Annotated in this window: 17 protein-coding genes; 11 read left to right on the top strand and 6 right to left on the bottom strand. The window is 71.8% G+C overall.

The window, feature by feature from the left end; genetic code table 11:
* Nucleotides 1-99: 99 nt before the first annotated feature.
* From OHA77_RS32505 to OHA77_RS32485, 5 genes are all read left to right on the top strand, one after another.
* Nucleotides 100-1,005, top strand: coding sequence for an ACP S-malonyltransferase (locus OHA77_RS32505; RefSeq protein ID WP_326824392.1), 906 nt, complete (start codon nt 100-102; stop codon nt 1,003-1,005).
* A gap of 74 nt (nt 1,006-1,079) precedes the next feature.
* On the top strand, nt 1,080-2,036 hold the full coding sequence (locus tag OHA77_RS32500) for a beta-ketoacyl-ACP synthase III (protein ID WP_406313129.1): 957 nt from the start codon (nt 1,080-1,082) through the stop codon (nt 2,034-2,036).
* 94 nt (nt 2,037-2,130) lie between these two features.
* Nucleotides 2,131-2,370: an acyl carrier protein gene (locus OHA77_RS32495; protein ID WP_184752598.1), complete on the top strand. Its 240-nt coding sequence runs from the start codon at nt 2,131-2,133 to the stop codon at nt 2,368-2,370.
* A gap of 52 nt (nt 2,371-2,422) precedes the next feature.
* Nucleotides 2,423-3,655: a beta-ketoacyl-ACP synthase II gene (gene fabF / locus OHA77_RS32490; protein ID WP_406313128.1), complete on the top strand. Its 1,233-nt coding sequence runs from the start codon at nt 2,423-2,425 to the stop codon at nt 3,653-3,655.
* A gap of 34 nt (nt 3,656-3,689) precedes the next feature.
* A complete protein-coding gene (locus tag OHA77_RS32485; protein WP_406319914.1) occupies nt 3,690-5,090 on the top strand; it encodes an acyl-CoA carboxylase subunit beta in 1,401 nt (466 codons plus the stop codon).
* Nucleotides 5,091-5,214: 124 nt separating this feature from the next.
* Here OHA77_RS32485 and OHA77_RS32480 read toward each other — a convergent pair whose 3' ends face one another.
* On the bottom strand, nt 5,215-5,709 hold the full coding sequence (locus OHA77_RS32480) for a DUF3145 domain-containing protein (protein WP_406313127.1): 495 nt from the start codon (nt 5,707-5,709) through the stop codon (nt 5,215-5,217).
* A 204-nt stretch (nt 5,710-5,913) separates the two neighbouring features.
* Between OHA77_RS32480 and OHA77_RS32475 the strand changes: the two genes are divergently transcribed.
* The 4 genes from OHA77_RS32475 to OHA77_RS32460 are packed head-to-tail and all read left to right on the top strand — an operon-like array spanning nt 5,914 to nt 10,530.
* Complete coding sequence (locus OHA77_RS32475) at nt 5,914-6,966, top strand: S8 family peptidase (protein WP_406313126.1); 1,053 nt, start codon at nt 5,914-5,916, stop codon at nt 6,964-6,966.
* A 34-nt stretch (nt 6,967-7,000) separates the two neighbouring features.
* Nucleotides 7,001-7,591, top strand: coding sequence for an RNA polymerase sigma factor (locus OHA77_RS32470; RefSeq protein WP_406313125.1), 591 nt, complete (start codon nt 7,001-7,003; stop codon nt 7,589-7,591).
* The gene (locus OHA77_RS32465; protein ID WP_326824397.1) at nt 7,588-8,049 is read left to right on the top strand and encodes a hypothetical protein; all 462 of its coding nucleotides are present in this window, start codon (nt 7,588-7,590) and stop codon (nt 8,047-8,049) included. The genes OHA77_RS32470 and OHA77_RS32465 overlap by 4 nt, the downstream gene beginning before the upstream one ends.
* 48 nt (nt 8,050-8,097) lie before the next feature.
* On the top strand, nt 8,098-10,530 hold the full coding sequence (locus OHA77_RS32460) for a CHAT domain-containing protein (protein WP_406313124.1): 2,433 nt from the start codon (nt 8,098-8,100) through the stop codon (nt 10,528-10,530).
* Here the strand turns inward: OHA77_RS32460 and OHA77_RS32455 are convergent.
* The 4 genes from OHA77_RS32455 to OHA77_RS32440 all read right to left on the bottom strand — a co-directional run bounded on the left by OHA77_RS32455 (nt 10,470) and on the right by OHA77_RS32440 (nt 15,969).
* Nucleotides 10,470-11,282: a sulfurtransferase gene (locus OHA77_RS32455; protein ID WP_406313123.1), complete on the bottom strand. Its 813-nt coding sequence runs from the start codon at nt 11,280-11,282 to the stop codon at nt 10,470-10,472. The two genes, OHA77_RS32460 and OHA77_RS32455, sit on opposite strands and share 61 nt — an antisense overlap.
* A gap of 103 nt (nt 11,283-11,385) precedes the next feature.
* Nucleotides 11,386-12,501 carry an alkaline phosphatase family protein gene (locus tag OHA77_RS32450; protein ID WP_406313122.1) on the bottom strand — a complete coding sequence of 372 codons (1,116 nt, stop codon included), beginning with the start codon at nt 12,499-12,501 and terminating at the stop codon, nt 11,386-11,388.
* Nucleotides 12,498-13,088: a DUF5998 family protein gene (locus OHA77_RS32445; protein ID WP_326824401.1), complete on the bottom strand. Its 591-nt coding sequence runs from the start codon at nt 13,086-13,088 to the stop codon at nt 12,498-12,500. Before OHA77_RS32445 ends, OHA77_RS32450 begins: the two co-directional genes overlap by 4 nt.
* A 259-nt stretch (nt 13,089-13,347) precedes the next feature.
* Nucleotides 13,348-15,969 (bottom strand): GNAT family N-acetyltransferase, encoded by a 2,622-nt coding sequence (locus OHA77_RS32440; protein WP_406313121.1) that lies wholly within the window; start codon nt 15,967-15,969, stop codon nt 13,348-13,350.
* Between the two features lie 175 nt (nt 15,970-16,144).
* Here OHA77_RS32440 and OHA77_RS32435 point away from each other — a divergent pair, with 175 nt between their 5' ends.
* Nucleotides 16,145-17,038 carry a sugar kinase gene (locus OHA77_RS32435; RefSeq protein WP_326824403.1) on the top strand — a complete coding sequence of 298 codons (894 nt, stop codon included), beginning with the start codon at nt 16,145-16,147 and terminating at the stop codon, nt 17,036-17,038.
* Nucleotides 17,039-17,112: 74 nt separating this feature from the next.
* Here OHA77_RS32435 and OHA77_RS32430 read toward each other — a convergent pair whose 3' ends face one another.
* Entirely contained in the window at nt 17,113-19,182 is a 2,070-nt protein-coding gene (locus tag OHA77_RS32430) for a RecQ family ATP-dependent DNA helicase (protein ID WP_406319913.1), read from the bottom strand.
* A gap of 410 nt (nt 19,183-19,592) precedes the next feature.
* Between OHA77_RS32430 and OHA77_RS32425 the strand changes: the two genes are divergently transcribed.
* The gene (locus OHA77_RS32425; RefSeq protein ID WP_406313119.1) at nt 19,593-20,207 is read left to right on the top strand and encodes a GNAT family N-acetyltransferase; all 615 of its coding nucleotides are present in this window, start codon (nt 19,593-19,595) and stop codon (nt 20,205-20,207) included.
* The last annotated feature ends 171 nt before the right edge of the window (nt 20,208-20,378 follow it).

Genomic DNA, 20,378 nt, shown 5'->3' with positions numbered 1-20,378 from the left:
CGTGAAACTCCCACTGTAGGTTTCCTACAAGAAGAAGTGGATAAAGTTCGTTCGTATCCTTATCCGGGTAGCGAACTTCTACAGGGCAGGCTTGATTTCGTGCTCGTCATCGTCGCTCCGGGCCAAGGCGCCCAGACTCCAGGCTTCCTCTCTCCATGGCTTGAACTGCCAGGCCTGGCAGACCGCCTGTCTGCCTGGTCCGACCTTGTCGGCCTCGACCTGATCACCTACGGGACCACCGCGGACGCGGACGAGATCCGTGACACCGCGGTCGCGCAACCACTGCTCGTAGCCACCGGGCTGGCCGTCGCCGAGGTCCTCGGCGCCTCGCCCGGCATCGTCGCCGGGCACAGCGTCGGGGAGCTGACCGCCGCCGCCCTGGCCGGAGTGCTCACCGCGGAGCAGGCCCTGACCTTCGTCCGCGAGCGCGGCCAGGCCATGGCCAAGGCCGCCGCGGTCACCGAGACCGGAATGGTCGCCGTGCTCGGCGGCGCCGAGGAGGACGTGCTGGCGGCCATCGGCAGGCACGGCCTCACCCCGGCCAACATCAACGGCGCCGGACAGATCGTGGCGGGTGGGACGCTGGCGCAGTTGGAGGCGTTCAAGGCGGAGCCGCCCGCGCGCGCCCGGCTGATCCCGCTCTCGGTCGCCGGCGCGTTCCACACCGTGCACATGGCCTCGGCGGTTCACCACCTGCGCGAGGTCGCCGCCGAAATCACGCCCCGCGACCCGTCCACCACCCTGCTGTCCAACGCGGACGGCGCGGTGGTCACCAGCGGCGCCGCGTTCGTGGAGCGTCTGATCGACCAGGTGGCCAGCCCGGTCCGCTGGGACGCCTGCATGGCCACCATGGCCGACCAGGGGGTCACCGCGATGATCGAACTGGTTCCCGGCGGCACACTGGCCGGCCTGGCCAAGCGCGCTCTGCGCGGGGTGACCACCGTTGCCCTGAAGACCCCCGACGATCTGGACGCCGCTCGTAAGGTTCTCCATGAACCGGCGTGAGCCCGACGCGGCAAGCGCCGCGGCCCGCAAGACACACCTGGCTTACGCAGCGAACGAGAAATGGTGAGCGACGGATGAAGACCCTGCAGGGCGCTCCTGGTGCCAAGATCCTGGCTCTCGGCCACTACCAGCCGTCCAGGGTGGTCACCAACGACGAGCTGTCGGCCACCATCGAGACCAACGACGAGTGGATCCAGAGCCGCGTCGGCATCAAGGAGCGCCGGATCGCCTCCGAGGGCGAGTCGGAGATCGACCTGGCCGTACAGGCCGGCGGCAAGGCCCTGGCCGCGAGCGGGCTGTCGGCCGACGACATCGACCTGGTGATCGTCGCCACCTGCACGCTGGAGACGCAGATCCCCAACGCGGCCGGCCGGGTGGCCAACCGGCTGGGCATCGACGCCCCCGGCGCGTTCGACGTGAACACCGCCTGCTCCGGCTTCTGCTACGCGCTCGCCGTCGCCGACGACGCGATCCGCGCGGGCTCGGCCACCAACGTACTGGTCGTCGGCACCGAGAAGCTCTCCCAGTGGATCGACTGGACCGACCGGACCACTGCGGTGATCTTCGCCGACGGCGCCGGCGCGGCGGTCGTCGGCCCGTCCGACGTCCCGCGCATCGGGCCGGTGGTGTGGGGCAGCGCGGGCGACAAGTCCGACGCGATCATCATCAAGGACCGTGACTCCTTCCTGCACCAGGAGGGTCAGACGGTGTTCCGCTGGGCCACCACCGCGCTTCACCCGGTGGCCAGGCAGATCTGCGAACGCGCCGGAGTGGACCCCGCCGACCTCGCGGCCTTCGTGCCCCACCAGGCCAATCTGCGCATCATCGAAGCCATCGCACGCAAGATCGGCGCCGACAACGCCGTCATCGCCAAGGACATCGTGCTGGCGGGAAACACCTCCGCCGCGTCGATCCCGCTGGCGCTGTCCCGGATGGTGGAACGCGCCGAGGTCCCCTCGGGCGGGCTCGCCCTGCTGCTGGGCTTCGGCGCCGGCCTGACCTACGCCGGTCAGATCGTCGAGATCCCCTGAGGTTCCGTACGGCGCGGCCGTACGGAACCCATGAAGCTTGTACGGCTCCGCCGTGCAGAACAAGAAGAAACCGAATTCAAGGAGAACACGCGACATGGCCCTGACCGAGCAGGAGATCCTCGCTGGTATCGGCAAGATCATCAACGAGATCACCGGCATCCCGGCATCCGAGGTCAGCCCGGAGAAGAACTTCGTGGACGACCTCGACATCGACTCGCTGTCCATGGTCGAGATCGCCGTCGCCGCCCAGGACGAGTTCGGCGTCGAGATCCCGGACGAGCAGCTCAAGCACCTCAAGACCGTCAAGGACGTCATCAACTTCATCCAGAGCTAGGACGTCTGAGATTTTCCCGGCTTTGACCCGCGAATCACAAGGAGCGCAGAACGTGAACACAGACCAGGTACGTGTCGTCGTCACCGGGCTCGGCGCGACGACGCCCCTCGGTGGAGACGTCGCCTCGACCTGGTCGGCGCTCCTCGCCGGTCAGTCGGGGGTCCGCACCCTCACCGAGGACTGGATCGACTCGGTCCCGGTGAAGTTCGCCGCCCGCGCCGCCGTGGACCCGACCGAGGTGCTCCCCCGGCCGGAGGCACGGCGGCTCGACCGGGCCGAGCAGTTCGCACTGGTCGCGGCCCGTGAGGCCTGGGCGCACGCCGCGATCGACAAGATCGACCCGGAGCGTCTCGGCGTGGTCGTGGGCAGCGGGATCGGCGGCATCACCACGATCCTCGCCGCCTACGACACCTTCAAGGAGAAGGGGTGGCAGCGGCTCTCGCCCTACACCGTCCCGATGCTGATGCCGAACGGCGCGGCGGGTTGGATCGGCATCGAGATCGGCGCCAGGGCCGGCGTGCACGCCACGGTGAGCGCCTGCGCCACCGGTGCCGAGTCGATCGGCTACGCCATCGAGATGATCCGCTCCGGGCGCGCCGACGTGGTCGTGGCCGGCGGCACCGAGGCGGCCATCCACCCGTTGAACGTCGGCTCCTTCGCCGCCATGCGTGCCATGTCCACCCGCAACGACGAGCCTGAGCTGGCCTCCCGCCCGTGGGACAAGGGCCGGGACGGCTTCGTCCTCGGTGAGGGCGCCGGCATCGTCGTGCTGGAGTCGGAGGAGCACGCCCGCGCACGCGGCGCCAAGATCTACGCGGTGGCCGCCGGCGTCGGATACTCGGCCGACGCCCACCACATCGCCCAGCCGGAGCCGACCGGTGCCGGGGTCATGCTGGCCATGCGCCGCGTCCTGGAGAACGCCGGTCTCACCGGCCAGGACATCAAGCACGTGAACGCGCACTCCACCTCCACCCCCGCGGGTGACGTGGTGGAGACCATCGCGATCAAGGAAGTCATCGGCGCCCACCCGCTGGTCAGCGGCACCAAGTCGATGACCGGTCACCTGCTCGGCGGCGCCGGCGGCATCGAGTCCGTCTTCACCGTCCTCGCGCTGCACGAGCGGATCGCACCGGGCACGATCAACGTGGACGACCTCGACGACGGCGTCGAGGTGGACATCGTGATCGGCGCGCCCCGAGCGCTGCCCGACGGCCAGATCGCCGCGATCAACAACTCTTTCGGGTTCGGTGGACACGACGTCGCTGTGGCCTTCACGAGCATCTGACAAGGAGCCGGTGACGACTGTGCTCGACAACGGGGTGGTGACCGACGCCTCCGGCAAGGAGGTTGTCGATCCTCGTGATCCTCAGGTGCGTCTCGCGGCCCTCTTCGACGAGGGCTCCGTCCGGCTGATCACTCCCGTGGACCGCAGCGGTGTGCTCTCCGCGATGGGCCGTGTCGAGGGCGTACCCACCGTGGCGTTCGTCAGTGACGCCCGCGTCCAGGGTGGCGCGATGGGCAGCGAGGGCTGCGAGCACATCGTGCACGCCTACGACGTCGCGGTCCGCGAGCGCGTTCCGGTCATCGGTGTGTGGCATTCGGGCGGTGCCCGGCTCGCCGAGGGCGTCGAGTCGTTGCACGCGGTCGGCCGCGTCTTCGCCGCGATGACCCGCGCCTCCGGCGTGATCCCGCAGCTGTCGGTGGTGGTCGGCCCCGCGGCCGGCGGCGCCGCCTACGGCCCGGCGCTGACCGACATCGTGATCCTGGCCGACGAGGGCCGCATCTTCGTCACCGGCCCCGACGTCGTCCGCAGCGTCACCGGCGAGCAGATCGACATGGCCGCCCTCGGCGGTCCCGAGCCGCACAGCAAGCGCAGCGGCGTGGTCCACGTGGTCACCAAGTCGGAGACCGAGGCCTATGTCCAGGCACGGCGCCTGACCGTGCTCCTCGGTCACCAGGGCCGGATCCGCACCACCGTCGACGAGGTCGACTTCGGAGACGTGCTGCCGGAGAACCCGCGCCGCGCCTACGACGTGAAGCCGCTGGTCAACGGCCTTCTCGACGAGCCGGGCGTCGAGCTGCACCCCAAATGGGCGCCGAACATCGTCACCACGCTGGGCCGTATCGGGGGCCGGACCGTCGGTGTGATCGCCAACAACCCCATGCGCCTGGGCGGCTGCCTGGATTCCACCTCCGCCGAGAAGGCCGCGCGGTTCGTCCGCATGTGCGACGCCCTGGGTGTCCCGCTGGTCGTCCTGGTGGACGTCCCGGGCTATCTTCCCGGCGTCGGCCAGGAGCACGGCGGTGTGGTCCGCCGCGGTGCCAAGCTCCTGCACGCCTTCGCCGAGGCCTCCGTGCCACGGGTCACGCTGGTGACCCGCAAGGCCTACGGCGGCGCGTACGTCGCGATGAACTCCCGCTCGCTGGGCGCCACCAAGGTCTTCGGCTGGCCGACCACGCAGATCGCGGTCATGGGGGCGGTCGCCGCCGTCCGCGTCCTCAAGCGCCGCGAGCTCGCGGCGGCGCCCGACGAGGAGCGCGCGGCTCTGGAGACCAGGCTCGCCGAGGAGCACGAGATCCTCGCCGGCGGCCTCGACCGGGCCATCGAGCTCGGCGTGGTGGACGAGGTCATCAAGCCCGGGGAGACCCGCGGGGCCATCGCCAGGGTCCTGGCGCAGGCCACCCCGGCCCGCGGCGCCCACGGGAACATCCCGCTCTGACCTGCTTCGACGAGGCCCCCGCCGGCTGCTGCCGGCGGGGGCCTCGTGATCTTCCCGGTCGCATGGTCGAAGCGCTTAACGAAGGGCCCCGGCAGCCCGATGGCGGGGCCCGGCGAAGTCCGGGTCAGACCGCGGCGTGCAACCAGCGGACCGGGGCGCCCTCACCCGCATAACGGAACGACTCAAGCTCCGCGTCCCACTGCTTGCCGAGAAGACGGTCCAGCTCCTCCTCCAGCACCACGCGACCCTGCCGCGCCATGAGCATGGCGGAGCGCAACCGGTCTTCGGGCACCAGGATGTCACCCGTGGCACCGATCACCGCCGTGAAGGCGCCAAGGGACGGTGTGTAGGCATGACGGGATCCGTCGGCGCCCGGCGAGGCGTCCTCGGTGACTTCAAAGCGGATCCGCTGCCAGCCCATCAACGACGAGGTGATGGCCGCCGCCGTCCCCTGACGTGCCTCCCACTCGGCTTGTGCGCGCACATGGCCGGGAGCGGCGGGCTGCGGAGTCCAGGTCAGGTCTACGGGCACGCCAAGGACACCCGCGACGGCCCATTCGATATGAGGGCACAGCGCAGGCTGAGCTGAGTGGACGTAAAGCACGCCACGAGCAGACACCGGACCTCCCGTTTCGTACGAGGTGCGCCTTCCCCAACGGCCTCGTCCCAGGATGATCACAAGTGACTGAAGGAGAGACTACCGTCGGTTGTGACGCGGCACCAGAGGGGGGTCATACCGAGATGTTGTGCGACCGACGCCCCGCTCGGGGCATGCTCGGATGGAAATACCCAGCGACCTGGTGATCACCTCCCGGAGGACCGGATGGACGCCGACATCAAGCGGGTGGAACCCGTTCCCGGAGCGCCTGCCCTGATCAGGCCGGGAGAACTTCTGACAGACGCCGCGGGGGCGGCCGCCGTCGCCCGGTGGACCACCGCCGTGAGCGAGGCCGACGGGATCTTCCGCGTACGGCTCTCGCCCGGGGTGGACGTCTGCGACCTGGCGACCACGGTACGCGCTCAGGGTAATCTCGCCTCTCCCAACCACATCCTGGTAGGGCAGCCGCTCTTCTTCGGCGGGCCCGCCTCCCGCCCCTTTCCGGCCGCTCCCCCTCCTCCTCCCGAGGCTCCTGAGAGCGCCGTGACCGTGGCGATACCCGATACCGGGCTGACCGCGCATCCCTGGTGGCAGGAGCGCCCCTGGTTCCTGGAGCAGCGGCGTGAGGCCGCCGGACCGCCCGACTCGGACGGCGACGGGAAGCTGGACGCCCAGGCCGGCCACGGCACGTTCGTCGCCGGGCTTGTCCTGCGGTCGGCCCCCGGCGTGCGGGTGCGTCCGATGCGGGTGCTGGACAGCCACGGCGTCGGAGACGAGGCGGGGGTGCTGCGGGCCCTGGCGCGGCTCGGTGACGACCCGCCCCAGGTGCTCAACATCTCCTTCGGCGGGCACACCTTCGACGATCGCCCGTCCCCGTTGATGGAGGCCGCGCTGGCGGGGCTGGCGGACACCGCCGTGGTCGCCTGCGCGGGCAACACGGCGTCGGACCGCCCGTTCTGGCCCGCGGCGCTACCCGAGGTGATCGCCGTCGGCGCGCTGGACGCGGCCGAGGAGGAGAGGGCCCCCTTCTCGGCACACGGCCCATGGGTGAACGCCTGCGCCCGAGGCGAGTGGCTGACCAGTTCCTTCATCGATTACGGGGCGTTCCGGGGTTACGCGCGCTGGAGCGGGACCTCCTTCGCCGCGGCCGTGGTCAGCGGGGCCGTCGCGGCGGCGGCCGGGGGCCGGACACCGAAGGAGGCCGCGGCGCACATCCTCGATCCGGCGCGGACCCGGCAAATTCCCGATCTGGGGGCTGTCGTGGCCATCCCAAGGTAAAGTCTCACCCAAAGTATTCACCCGGACGCTCAGCGTGTCCGACGTGACCTCGGGGGCGCCGGTGAGTGACCAGCACGGGATCAGCGCCGCACTGGCAGGTGATCAGGCGGCATGGGACATGCTGGTCAGCCGTTTCTCGGGGCTGCTGTGGTCCGCCGTACGGGCTTATGACCTGAGCGCGGCCGACGCGGCCGACGCGGTGCAGGGGACGTGGCTGCGGCTGATCGAGAGCCTGCACACCATCCGCGACCCGGACCGGATCGGCACCTGGCTGTTCACCACGGCCAAGCGCGAAGCCTCCCTGCTGAGCAGACGCAACCGGGGCGAACGGCTGGTGGCCGACGCCGAGCACGCCCATCCCGACCCGGCGCTGACCGGGCATGTCCACCCCGACCCCGCGGTAGCCGTGCTCACCGCCGACGAGGGCCGCCGGCTGTGGCGGGCTGTCGAGGAGATGCACGAGCCCTGCCGTTCACTTTTCCGGTTGATGGCGGCCGCGCCGGACGCGGGCGTCCACCAACTCGCGGGCCGTCTGGGTATGCCCAGCGGCAGTTACGGCCCCACCCGGGGCCGTTGCCTGAACCGGCTACGCACCATGCTCACCGCCCAGGAGGCGACGCAGTGACCCACCCTCCTTCGATCGACGACGAGTCCCTCATCGCCGCGCTCCGTCTGTCAGGGGGCCGCGACCCCGTGCCGGCCCACGTCGCCGCCGCGGCGCAGGCGGTCTTCGGGTTGCGGCTGCCGGAGGCCGTCACGGCCCGGTCGACGGTCACGACGGCCCCGGCGGGCATCCGATCCTCCGATGAGACACGGCTGCTCCGGTTCGCAGCGGCCGAGCTCACCGTGGACCTGGAGGTCACCTCCATGGACGGTCTGGTGGACCTGGCCGGGCAGGTGTCCCCTCCGCCGGAGGCGGGCGCGCGGGTGGAGGTGCGCACCCTGCATCTCACCGAGGCGCGCGAGCTCTCCCCGACCGGCCAGTTCGCCGTCACCGGCCTGCCCCCGGGCTGGTTCAGCGTGGTGTGCCACCGGCCGGAGCACTCCTCTGTCGCCACCAGCTGGACCCGTATCCGCCTGTAGGTCAACGCGCCCCGCCCTGAGGGAGGGGTCCCATGCTGGAGGCAGCTGGTGATCATTGACGCGGTCGCCGCCGCAGAGCACGCCGTGGACCTCTCCAGCAGGGCCCCGACACGTGCGCTGGCGCTGGCACGCAGTGTGCTCCGCCATGTGTCGGTGGGTGATCCGCACGGGGAGGCCGCCGTGATCGCCTACCGAGCGCTGGCGGTGGCCGCCCGTGAGCTGGGTGACCTGCCACTGGCCGAGGAGCACCTGCGCCAGGCCGTGAGCCTCGCCGTCTCGGCGGACCTGCCGCACCGGGCCGCCCAGGCACGGCTGTCACTGGTCCACATCCGCACCGAACTCGGCCACCCGCAGCAGGCTCTGACCATCGCCGACGCCGCCGAACCCCATCTCACCCCGGTCGAGGTGGCCAAGCTCGGCGTCCACCGGGCGGTGGCACTGGCCCGTCTCGGCAGATACGCCGAGGCCGTCGGCCACTGCGACCGCGCTGTGGAGGCCCTCGGCGACGACGTCGGATTCCTGGCAGGGGCGATGCTCAACCGAGGGCTGGCCCGGGTGTTCCTGGGCGAGTTCGAGGCGGCGGAGGCCGATCTCACCCGGTGCGCGGAGCTGGCGAGAGGGGCGGGCCTGGACCATGTCCTCACGCTCGCCGAGGGCAATCTGCCGTTTCTGGCAGCGAGGCGCGGCGATCTGCCCGCGGCGTTCACGGCCTACCGTCGTGCGGAGAGCAGTCTGTCCGGTTACCCGGAACGGCTTGCCACGATGCGCTGCGACCTGGCCGAGGCGCTGATCTCCGCGCACCTGCCCGGAGAGGCCCGGGTGCTGCTGGACCTGGCGGTGCCGGAGCTGGCCGCGGCGGGAGCGAACATCGCCTTGGCCGAGGCCCGCCTCCTGCTGGCTCAGGCCGAGCTGCACACCGGTGATCCGCATCTCGCGCGGCAGAGCGCGGAGCGGGCCGCCGTCGATCTGGCCGCGCAGGGCCGGACGGTCCTGGCGCCGCTCGCCGCCGAGATCCTGCTGCGTGCCCGGCTCATGCTCGGTCCGCCCAGCGGGGAACTGCTCGCCGAGCTGCTCCTGTGCGTGGAGGCCCTCGACGCCGCAGGCCACCGGCAGGTCTCCCGCGCGCTCAGATTCGCCGCCGCCGAGGTCGCGCTTCAGCTCGGCGCCCGCCCCACCGCCGACGAACAGCTCGCCCACCTGGCGTCCTCGGGTCCGGACGTGGTGACGCGCCAGGCGACGGCGCTGCGGCGGGCGCTGGCGGGAGACCGGCGCGGGGCCTTCGCGGCGGTCCGGGCCGGACTGGCGGAGGTGGGGGCGGGAGCGACGGCTTTCGAGGATCCGATGCTGCGCGCCCACGCCGTCCGGGCCGGTGAGCCGCTGGCGAGATTCGGGCTGGCCCTGGCCTTGAAGACCGGGCGCGGCCGTACGCTCCTGGCCTGGACGGAGCGGTGGCGGGCGGTTGCCGGAGGTCCCGGCAGGCCCGTCGCGCCCGACGTGGACGAGCTGTGTGCGGCGCTGGGGGACGCGGCGCTGGTGGAGTTCGTCCGGCACGCCGACGAACTGGTGGCCGTCGTGGTCACCCGGGACCGTGTCGCGCTACGCCGGCTCTGCCCCTTCCCCGCAGCCGCCGAGGCCACGGTCAGGCTCCGGTACGGCCTGCGCCGGGCGCATCTGCTCGACGGGAGGGCACCCGGGCTGGCCGGGGAGGCGGCGCTGCTGGAGCGGCTGCTCTTCGGCTCGATGCGCGGCCGGCTGGGCGATCGGCCGCTGGTGATCGTGCCGACCGGGGCGCTGCACACGCTGCCCTGGCCGATCCTGCCGATGAACGCCGGGCGTCCGGTGACCGTGGCCGCCGGAGCCGCCGCCTGGCTGGCCGGCCGCCGGACGCGAGCCGTACGGGAGGGTGGCGTCGTGGCCGTCGCCGGTCCCGGGCTGCGGTGCGCGGAGGCGGAGGCGGACATGGTCGGGAGCTGCCATCCGGGCGCGGAGCGGGTCACGGCGCAGCGGGGGGAGGTGCTGGCGGCACTGGACCGCGCCGGGGTGGTGCACCTGGCCGCGCACGGGACGTTCGCGCCGCGTAGCCCGCTGCTGTCCGGCATCGACCTCGACGACGGCCCGCTGATGGCCTACGACCTGTTACGGCTGCGCACCCCGCCGTCGCTGGTGGTGCTTTCGGCGTGTGACACGGGCATGGCGCGCGCGCCTGCCGACGGGGCACCGCTGGGGCTGGCGGGCACCTTCCTGTCGCTGGGCTCGCAGTGCGTGGTGGCCAGCCTGGTCCCGGTGCGCGACGAGGAGACCCTGACGTTGATGACGGTCTTCCACGGGCTGCTGGCCACCGGTCACCCACCGGCCCGAGCGCTGGCCATGGCGAGCGGGAAGACCGGTGTGGCGGGGTTCGTCTGTTTCGGCTACGGAGATCAGCCGGTGGCGACCGGCCGCGAGGAATCGGTGACCCAGTTGGACCAGGATCCGACGTAGAGGGCGGCCGGGATTCCGGCCACCTCCAGGGCCAGCACCTCGTGGGCCGCCGTCACGCCGGAACCGCAGTAGGCGCCGACCCGCACGCCGGGAACGGCGCCGAGGGTGTTGAACCGCTCACGGAGGAAGTCGGGCAGGTGAAAGCGCCCCGCCGGGTCCACGTTGTCGCTCGTGGGGGCGCTGACCGCACCGGGGATGTGTCCGGCGACGGGGTCGATCGGCTCGACCTCGCCCCGATAGCGCTCGGCGGCGCGGGCGTCCATGAGCACCCCGTCGGAGGCGAGCTCCAGGGCCTGCGCGGCTTCGAGCACGGGCATGCCCCCCGGGCGTGCCGTGAAGTCGCCGGGCGAGGTCGTCTGCCCTCCCTTGTCGACCGGCAGTCCTTCGGCGGTCCAGGCGCGGAGACCGCCGTCGAGCACCCGGACATCCGGGTGGCCGAAGTGGCGCAGCATCCACCAGGCACGGGCGGCGATGGTGGAGTCGGCCTCGTCGTAGACGACGACGGTCCGGGAGCCGGACACGCCCAGGCGGCGCATGGCCTCCTGGAACGGCTCGGCGGAGGGCAGCGGATGGCGGCCGCCCGCCCCCGCCGGGGCGGCGAGGTCGGTGTCGAGGTCGCAGAAGACGGCACCGGGGATGTGCCCCTCGCGGTAGGAGTCGATGCCGGGCGGGCCGCCGAGCTTCCAGCGCACGTCCAGGACGGTCGCGTCGGCCAGGCCGGCCAGGTCGGATGCGGTGATCAGCGGGCTCATCGGATCTCCTTGAGCGTGGCGGCCCCGGGGCTCGGCCCCGGGGAGGAAACACGGGACGGCGCCATGCCCTGGGTGCTCCGCAGGCGCCCGGACGGGAGTGGCCTCAACGGGTGCTCACCTCCAGCAAGGGGATGCGCTGCTCGGCAGGCGTGAGAGAGCCGTGGCAGCCGATGAACGATGACTCGTGGGGCTCGGCGACCGAGGCGGTGACGGCGCAGTCGGTGTACGGCACGGCGAGGACGTCGCCGATCCGGGGCAGCCATTCGGCGCGCACCCGCGGCCCGAACCAGCCTGACTCGACGGCCTCGTCCCGGGAGACCACCCATGCCTTTCCGTCCAGGATGTCGCGCCACGTTTCGAGGACGGTCCCCGTGGCGCCCGGGGCGGTGTAGACGTGCCGGGCGCGGGTCTCGCCGCCGAGCAGCGCGACGCCCTCGCGCAGCGCGGGCAGGGTGTCCGCATCGATCCGTTCGGTGACGTTGACCATGCCGTGGTCGGCGGTGACGTACATCACCGAGCCCGGCGGGAGCGTGGCCGCCAGCCGCTCAGCCATCCGGTCGACGACGGCGAGCTGGTCCAGCCACTGCGGGCTGCCCCAGCCGGTCCGGTGGCCGACGGCGTCGAGGTTGCCGTAGTAGACCGTGACGTGGGAGCGGGGCTCGGCCAGAGCGTGGCGTACCCCTTCGACGCGGTCGTCGATCCCGTCTGCGCCGACGAAGCGCACACCGCGGTAGACGGCCTGGTTGAATCCGGTGGTCTCGAACTTCGACGGGGCGACGTAGCTCGCGGAGACTCCCGCCGCCGTGGCGCGCTGGTAGACGGTCGGGGTGGGCTGCCATTCGTCCGGGAGGATCGGCGGGCCCGGGACGGTCCAGCGCAGGCAGTTGAGGAGGTAGCCGGCGCCGGGCACGGCGAGCTGGTAGCCGAGCATGCCGTGCTCTCCCGGCGGCCGGCCGGTGCCCAGGCTGCCCAGGCTGGTGGCGGTGGTCGCGGGGAAGCCCGCGGTGAGCACCCTGATCGGCCGGGCGGACAGGAACGGCGCGGCCTCCGGATGGGCGCGGAGCAGATCGGCGCCCAGGCCGTCGACGAGGAACAGCAGGACCCGCTCAGCCGGGGCCAGTCCCAGCGGGTTGTTCCCGTCCACCCCGACAACGGTGAGCAGGGAGGAGGACAGATCGGCGAGCGAGACCGTGCCGTACGCGGGGATCAGGGGGGTCACGAGGCGGCGCGCGCGGTAGCCTCCGACAGTGCCTTGGCGAAGGCGAGCACGTGGGAGACGGCCTCGGGGCCGTCGGCCGCCTCGCTCACCCGCAGGGAGAGGTCGTCGGCCGTCACGGCGCCGGTGTATCCGTGGTCGGCCTCGCAGTTCTCGTCACCACAGGTGGCCGGCTCCAGGTCGACGTGGGAGATGGCCCCCCAGCCGATGGTGAGCGTGACCTCCGTGGGGGGCACGCCCGGCACGTAGGAGGCGGGGTCGGGGACGACACGGGTGACGGCGACAGACTGGATGCGGCTGAGGCGCACGGCCTCGGTGGTCGTGGAGGCGTGGGAGGCCGACACCCCCTCCACCGGTGGATGCTCGTCGGTGTGGCAGACGAGGAGCCGGGTGGGTGAGAGCACGAGCACGGTGACGTGCCTGCGCACCTCCATCGCCGGGTCGAAGGTGGCTTCGTGGTGCACCACGTAGGCCCCCACCTGCTCCTTGCCCAGGGCGGAGTCAACCGCGTCGGCGACCAGGTCGGGATAGTAGCCACTGCGGTCGATGGCGTCACGCAGGCCGGCGGCCGAGAGTCGGGTTTCCCTCATGGGTCCATCCTGCCCTGTCCGGGGCAGCGCTTTCACCGTGTGCGCACCCGGTTCGGCCGTCGGCGCAAATCGTGACCCTGGCCGACTATGACTGCCTTTACCCGCCACAAGGATTTAATTCGATTCTTTATAGAAATATGTAGGTATTGGGCTGGTCATGAGCCTCTCCCAGGGGACCGGTTGACCGAACCGCGTCAAGCAGGTTCCGTACCCTCGGGCGTGTCCGGCCGGGCCGTCCACGACCGGAACGGGCCGGGCCTCAGCCGAGGCGGCGCGGCCCGCCGTCGCGCCGGGGCCCCTCCGGGCTGCTCAGTACGGCGCGCGCGCCCAGCACGATCACCCCGGTCTCTCCCACCAGCACCGGGTCGAGGTCGAGCCTGGCCACTTCGGGAAGGTCGTCCGCCAGCCGTCCAACCCGGATCAGCAGATCCTCCAGCGCCTCGACGGCGACCGGGGGGTAACCGTACTCGCCGAAGAGCAGGGGGGCCGCACGCGGCGAACCGACCAGTTCGGCGGCGTCCTCGCGGGTCAGCGGGGCAAGCCGGTAGGCCTCGTCACGCAGCAGCCTCGCGGTGACCTCACCGAGTCCGAAGGAGACGACCGCGCCGAACGCGGAGTCCTCGATGACGCCGACCACGGTGGGCACCGCGGGCTGGGGGGCCATCCGCTGCACCGCCAGCACGGCGTCGGGACCGAGCTGCTCCCTCAGACCCGCGAACGCCTCGCGGACCCCGTCGGGGCCGGAGAGCCCGAGACGTACGGTGCCCGCGCGTTTGGCCGCCTCCGGATCGGCCGCCTTCAGCACCACCGGCCAGCCCAGCCGCTCGGCCGCCCCGACCGCCTCCTCCGGGGAGTCCACCACCCGTGCCGGCCACACGGTCAGCCCGTAGCAGGCGAGCAGCTCCGAGGCGTCGATCTCGGCCGGGGCCTCCCCCTCCAGGCCGGCCAGCACGAGCCGCCGCGCCGCCGCCGTGTCGACGTCCTCGATCTCCTCGTGCACGCCGGCGGGCTGCTTGAGCCAGCGTGCGTACCGTACGACATGGGCCAGCGCGCGGACAGCCTCCTCCGGCGCCGCGTAGGACGGGATCGAACCGTGTTCGGGGACGGTGCCGACCTGCAGCTCCGGCAGCATGCCGATTCTGCCCTCGAAGGTGGCCAGCACCGGCTTGCCGCTGTCACGGGAGACGCGCAACAGCTCGGCGGCGACCTCGTCGGCCCCGCCGGGGATCGGCGGCATGTAGATCGCGACCACCGCGTCCACGTCCGGGATCAGCGAGGCGAGGGCCGTGCCGAACTCGGCGGCTCCGGCCCGCGCACCGAGGTTGACCGGCGGGCGTGGTTCGAGCCCGGCCCGCGCGCAGGCGTCGACCGCGAGCAGGGCCAGCGCGTCGGAATTGCTCACCAGGCCGACCCTGGACCCCTCGGGCAGCGGCTGGTAGGCCAGGAGTTGCGCCACGTCGAACTGCTGGATCAGGTCGTCGACCCTGATCACCCCCGCCTGCTCGAACAGCGAGCTCAGCACGGGGTCGGGCAGGCCCAGCACGGGCGCGGCATGGCCGAGGGGCACGCCCTGGGTGGTGCCCCCGCTCTTGACCACCACGATCGGCTTGCGCCGGGAGATCCGCCTGGACAGGCGGGCGAACTTGCGGGGGTTTCCCAGCGACTCCAGATAGAGCAGGATCACATCGGTCTGCGGGTCCTCCTCCCAGTACTGAAGCAGGTCGTTGCCGGAGACGTCGGCGCGGTTGCCCGCCGACACGAACGAGGAGATGCCCATGCCGCGCTGGGCCACCCGCTGCAGCAGCGCCGTCCCCAAGGCGCCGGACTGGCTGAAGAAGCCGACACGGCCCCGCCCGGGGACGGTCGCGGCGAGCGTGGCGTTCAGCCGCACCGCCGGGTCGGTGTTGGCGATGCCGAGGCAGTTGGGGCCGACGACGCGCAGGCCGTACGCGCGGGCGATGCGGACCAGCTCGTCCTGCCTGGCCCGCCCCTCCGCGCCGGTCTCACCGAAGCCGGAGGAGACCACGATCAGCCCGCGCACGCCCTTCTCCGCGCACTCCTTCACCACCTCGATCACCCCGTCGGCGGGTACGGCCAGCACAGCGAGGTCCACCTCACCGTCGATGGCCGTCACACTCGGGTAGGCCCGCACTCCGGCGACGGCCCGTACCTCGCGGTGGACCGGATAGACCGGACCGGTGAAGTCCGCGCCGAGCAGGTTGCGGAGAACGGTCTGGCCGACGCCACCCGGCTCCCGGCCCGCACCGACGACCGCCACCGAGCCCGGGGAGAGCAGCCGCTCGATCGAACGCGACTCGGCCCGGTGCTCCCGGGAGGCGGTCACCTCCTGGGCCGTCTCGGTCGGGGTGAGGTCGAGGGTCATCCGGACCACGCCGTCGGCGAAACGGCTCTGCGCGGTGTAGCCCGCCTGTTTGAGCACCGCCATCATCTTCTGGTTGGCGGGCAGCACGTCGGCGACGAACCGGCCGATCCCGTGCTCCCTGGCGGTCGCGGCCAGGTGCTCCAGCAGCACGGAGGCGACTCCGCGCCCCTGATGGGCATCCTCGACGAGGAAGGCCACCTCCGCCTCTCCGGCCTCGATCCGGTCGTAACGGATCACCGCCACCATCTCCGTGCCGATCGTCGCGATCAGCGCGACGCGGTCGACGTAGTCGACGTTGGTGAACCGGGAGATCTCCCGGTCCGACAGCCGGGGCCGGGGTCCGAAGAAGCGGAAGTAGATCGACTCCTCGGACAGCCGGGAATAGAAGGAGCGCAACCGGTCGGCGTCGGCGGACCGGATCGGGCGCACATGGGCGGTGCCGCCGTCCGACAGGACGACATCCGCCTCCCAGTGAGCAGGATACTGAGAAACCTCCACAGTCCCGAGAGTAAACGCGAATCCCACATGACGGACCAGCGGGGCAAGCTCACGCAACGCTTGTGCATCGACTATGGCCCGGTGTCCGATCCCGACCCCATACGCTTGTCGGAAGCTGTTAAGTTTTTCGCGGCTAGAGGCACGTCAGCATCGAAGGCAGCAAGGTGGTGACATCATGGCGCGGGTGGTCGTGGTGGGTGATCTCATGACCGACGCGGTTGCGCGGGCTCGCTACCCACTGGCCAGAGCCAGTGACACGCCGGCGATCGTCACCATGCACGGCGGGGGCTCGGGTGCCAACATCGCCTCCTGGCTCGCCGTCGAGGGCGCCGAGGTGGCCTTCATCGGACGTCGCGGCGCCGACATCACGGGACGCAACCGTGACATGGAGCTGATGGGCTACGGCGTCGACGCCCGCCTCGTCATGGACCCCGAGCGGCCGACGGGCACCTGCGTGGTGCTCGTGACCCACAAGGGCGAGCGCACCATGCTCTCCGACCCCGGGGCGAACGCCGCCCTGGCCCCCGAGGATCTGCCTCGTGACCTGTTCTCCCCGGGCGGTCACCTGCACCTTTCGGGATACACCCTGATCAACGAGGGTTCCCGCGATGCGGGTCTCGCCGCCCTGGAGATGGCGCGGCGCGCGGGGATGTCCGTCTCGGTCGACTGCTCCTCCTCGGCCCCTCTGGAGCGCACCGGGGCCGAGCCCTTCCTCGAGTGGACCCAGAACGTCAAGCTGCTGTTCGCCAACGCCGACCAGGCCAAGGTCCTGACGGGCCGCGACGATCCCGCCGCGGCCGCGAAGGTGCTCACTGCCTGGTTCCCCCAGGTCGTCGTCAAACTCAACGACGAGGGCGCCCTGTGGTACGCCAACAACCGCACCGATCCGGTCCGGGTCTCGGCGGAGAGCGTGGAACGCGTGGCCGACGGCACCGGTGCCGGTGACGCGTTCACCGCCGGTTTCCTGCCCGTCTGGCTGGACGGCAAGCCCCCCGCCGAGGCGCTGGCCTCCGGCTGCCGCCTGGCATCCAGGGCCATCTCCCACCTGGGCGCCCGCCCCCGCCTCTGATCTCCGTACGGCCCGCCTCTCCGGCTTCGGGTGGAGCCGGAGAGGGTGCCCATCGGCGCCACGGCCGACTACGGTCAGCTCGTCACCGCGAGGGCCAGCGGCAGTACGGCGGGAGCCCCGGCATGGCGGATCATGGCGGCGGCGAGCGTCATGCTCCAGCCGGTGTCGACGCGGTCGTCGACCAGCAGGACCGGACCGCCCGCCCCGGCGATCGCCGCGCCGAGCGCCGCGGGCATGGCGAGCGTGCCGCGGACGGCCTGCACCCGCTGAGCGCTGTTGAACTGGCGGCCGGGCGAGCCCGACCGGTAGCCGAGGTCTCCCAGATAGGTCAGCCGGCCGACCTCCGCCAGCCGCTCGGCCAGGCTGCGCACCAGCTGGGGGCGGCCCGCGGAGGGCATCGCGACCACGGCGACCGGGCGCTGCGCCCACTGCCAGGACGACAGCACGGTGACCACCGCGGCGAAGACGTCGTCGGGGACCGGGCCGTCCGGGGAGCCTTCGGCGAGGAGCCCGCGCAGCCGGTTGCCCCAGCCGATGTCGGTCAGCCGCCCCAGGACCCGGCCCGGCTCGGCGCCCAGCTCGGGCTTGATCCGGCCCTTGAGATCGGCCAGCCCGGTCGGCCACTGCCTGCGCGCCTCGATCTCCACTCCGGGCCGCTGCAGGCTCTCCGCGGCCCGCTCCACCGCCCGCGCCTCGACCTCTGGCGAGCGGTGCGTGCCCGTGCAGTTGTCGCAGCGCCCGCACGGAGTGGCGGTCTCGTCGTCCAGGCGGTGGCGGAGGAACATCTCCCGGCATTCGGTGGTGTCGAGATAGTCGAGCATGGCCCGCTGCTCGGCCTCGCGCTCCGCGGCGACCCGGGCATAGCGGTCGGCGTCGTAGGCCCACTCCTCCCCGGTGGCCTCCCAGCCGCCCTTGACCCGCCGGACCGCGCCGTCCACGTCGAGCACCTTGAGCATGCTCTCCAGCCGGGTGCGGCTGAGGTCCACCCTGTTCTCCAGGGCGGCCGTGGACAGCACTCCCCCTTCTTCCAGAGCGGCGAGCACGGTCCGCACGACCTGCTCGGGCGGAAAGGCCAGCGAGGCGAAATAGGCCCAGATCTCCCGGTCCTCGGCGCCGGGCAGCAGGATCACCTCGGCCCGCTCGACCCCGCGTCCCGCACGGCCGACCTGCTGGTAGTAGGCGACCGGCGACGGCGGCGCGCCGACATGGACGACGAATCCGAGGTCGGGCTTGTCATATCCCATGCCGAGCGCCGAGGTGGCGACCAGCGCCTTGATCTTGTTGTCGAGCAGGGCCTGCTCGGCGGCGAGCCGCTCTGCCTGCTCGGTCTGCCCGGAGTAGGCCGCCACCTCGTGTCCCTGCTCACGCAGGTAGGCGGCGATCTCCTGGGCGGCGGCCACGGTGAGTGTGTAGATGATCCCGGAGCCGGGCAGCTCGTGCAGGGTCTGGGCGAGCCAGGCCAGGCGCTGCTCGGCACCGCGTAGCCGTACCACCCCCAGATGGAGGCTCTCACGCTCCAGCGCGCCGCGCAGGACGAGCGTCTCCTCGCCCATCTGCTCGGCGACGTCGTGGGTGACGCGGGCGTTGGCCGTGGCGGTGGTGGCCAGAATCGGCACGCCTCCGGGCAGGTCCTCGAACATGGTCCGCAGCCGGCGGTAGTCGGGACGGAAGTCGTGGCCCCAGTCGGAGATGCAGTGCGCCTCGTCCACCACGACCAGGCCTGCGCTCTCGGCCAGCTCGGGCAGAACCTGGTCGCGGAAGTCGGGGTTGTTGAGCCGCTCGGGGCTGACCAGCAGCACGTCGACCATGCCCTCGGCGACCTGGCCGTAGACCTGCTCCCACTCCTCGGGATTGGCCGAGTTGATCGTCACCGCGTTGATCCCGGCCCGCTCGGCGGCGGCGATCTGGTTGCGCATCAGCGCCAGCAGCGGCGACACGATGACGGTCGGCCCCTCGCCCAGCTCGCGCAGGAGCGCGGTGGCGATGAAGTAGACCGCCGACTTGCCCCAGCCGGTCCGCTGCACCACGAGCACCCGGCGGCGGTCCATGACCAGTGCCTTGATGGCCGCCCACTGGTCCTCACGCAGCCGGGCGTGCTCACCGGCCAGCGCCCGCAGCCGTCCCTCGGCCTCTTCTCGCAGCATCTGCTCTTCGCTCACCGGTCATTGGTACCAGGTCCCGGCGACTGTTTCCTGCCGGTACGGCCCACCGGCCATAACGGATCGCGCATCGGCGACCGCCCGCGGCGCCCCGAACCCGGGATGAGCACCGTGACCGCGGAGCCGCCGGACGGGATACGGGCGAGCCGGGCGGCGGACCGTCATGCCGCCGACACCGAAAAGGCCGTACCGGCGGCGCATCCGGTTCAGGGTAGATCTTCCGCACCTTGTGGAAACCTGAGCCGCGCGGGCCCACCCGGCCGGCCCCGCGCGCCGTCGCCGGACCGGCTCGTCCTCCGTGCGACGGCCGACCTCCCAGGACGTGACCGGGATATGACCGGGACCTGAAGGGACGGACCGGTCAAGCTCCGCACCGTGGTTTGATGCATCTTTATATGGACGTCACGACGTGGTACCTGGAACAGACCTCACGCTCCGACCTGCTCCCCGCGAGACCACCGGAGGTCGAGGTCGACATCGTGCGTGCCGAGGTCGTCTCACCCGAGTTCAGCCGGTTCCTGAACACGGCCGTGGGCGGCGACTGGCACTGGACCAACAGGCTGCCGTGGACCTGGCAGCAGTGGGCCGACTGGCTGGACCGGGGCGTGGAGACCTGGGTGGCCTACCACCGGGGCACTCCGGCGGGCTACGCCGAGCTGCTGCCCGGCGACGACGCGGCGGTCGAGATCGCCTCCTTCGGCCTGCTGTCCTGGGCCGTCGGCAAGGGGGTGGGCGGCCACCTCCTCCAGGCCGGTACGGCCCGCGCCTGGGATCTCACCGAGCGGCAGCCGGACCGGGAGCCCACCCGGCGGGTGTGGCTGCACACCTGCTCCCTCGACAGCCCGGTCGCGCTCGCCAACTACCGGGCACGGGGGTTCCGGGTCTACGACAGCAGGATCAACGCGCCCGGCGACGAATACGAGGGCCCCGCCCCAGGCCCATGGCCGGGAGCCGGCCCCCGTCACCACCGGGCGTCCGATCTCCCGCCCGCGGACAGCAGGCGGTCCTGAACTGTCGGGCGGCGTGAGTATGGTATCCATTCGCGGCGCAGCATCCGATCATGGTGATCGGGGTTGAGCACGTGGATCAGCCCCGTCATCATCAAGGAGGTGTCCGGCGGCTCCGTTCCCCGCGCGTGAGCGCACAGGACGCGCCGCCGTACGCTACCGCATCGCCACCGG

This window comes from Streptosporangium sp. NBC_01639 (genome assembly GCF_045209755.1).
Lineage (GTDB): Bacteria > Actinomycetota > Actinomycetes > Streptosporangiales > Streptosporangiaceae > Streptosporangium.
This window is presented reverse-complemented; position numbering and strand designations above follow the sequence as displayed.

Bases quoted from the DNA above. Each gene is read 5' to 3' on its own strand.
- OHA77_RS32500 (WP_406313129.1), top strand. From the start codon at position 1,080: ATGAAGACCCTGCAGGGCGCTCCTGGTGCCAAGATCCTGGCTCTCGGC.
- OHA77_RS32495 (WP_184752598.1), top strand. From the start codon at position 2,131: ATGGCCCTGACCGAGCAGGAGATCCTCGCTGGTATCGGCAAGATCATC.
- OHA77_RS32475 (WP_406313126.1), top strand. From the start codon at position 5,914: ATGGACGCCGACATCAAGCGGGTGGAACCCGTTCCCGGAGCGCCTGCC.
- OHA77_RS32455 (WP_406313123.1), bottom strand. From the start codon at position 11,282: ATGAGCCCGCTGATCACCGCATCCGACCTGGCCGGCCTGGCCGACGCG.
- OHA77_RS32445 (WP_326824401.1), bottom strand. From the start codon at position 13,088: ATGAGGGAAACCCGACTCTCGGCCGCCGGCCTGCGTGACGCCATCGAC.
- OHA77_RS32435 (WP_326824403.1), top strand. From the start codon at position 16,145: ATGGCGCGGGTGGTCGTGGTGGGTGATCTCATGACCGACGCGGTTGCG.
- OHA77_RS32430 (WP_406319913.1), bottom strand. From the start codon at position 19,182: ATGCTGCGAGAAGAGGCCGAGGGACGGCTGCGGGCGCTGGCCGGTGAG.
- OHA77_RS32425 (WP_406313119.1), top strand. From the start codon at position 19,593: ATGGACGTCACGACGTGGTACCTGGAACAGACCTCACGCTCCGACCTG.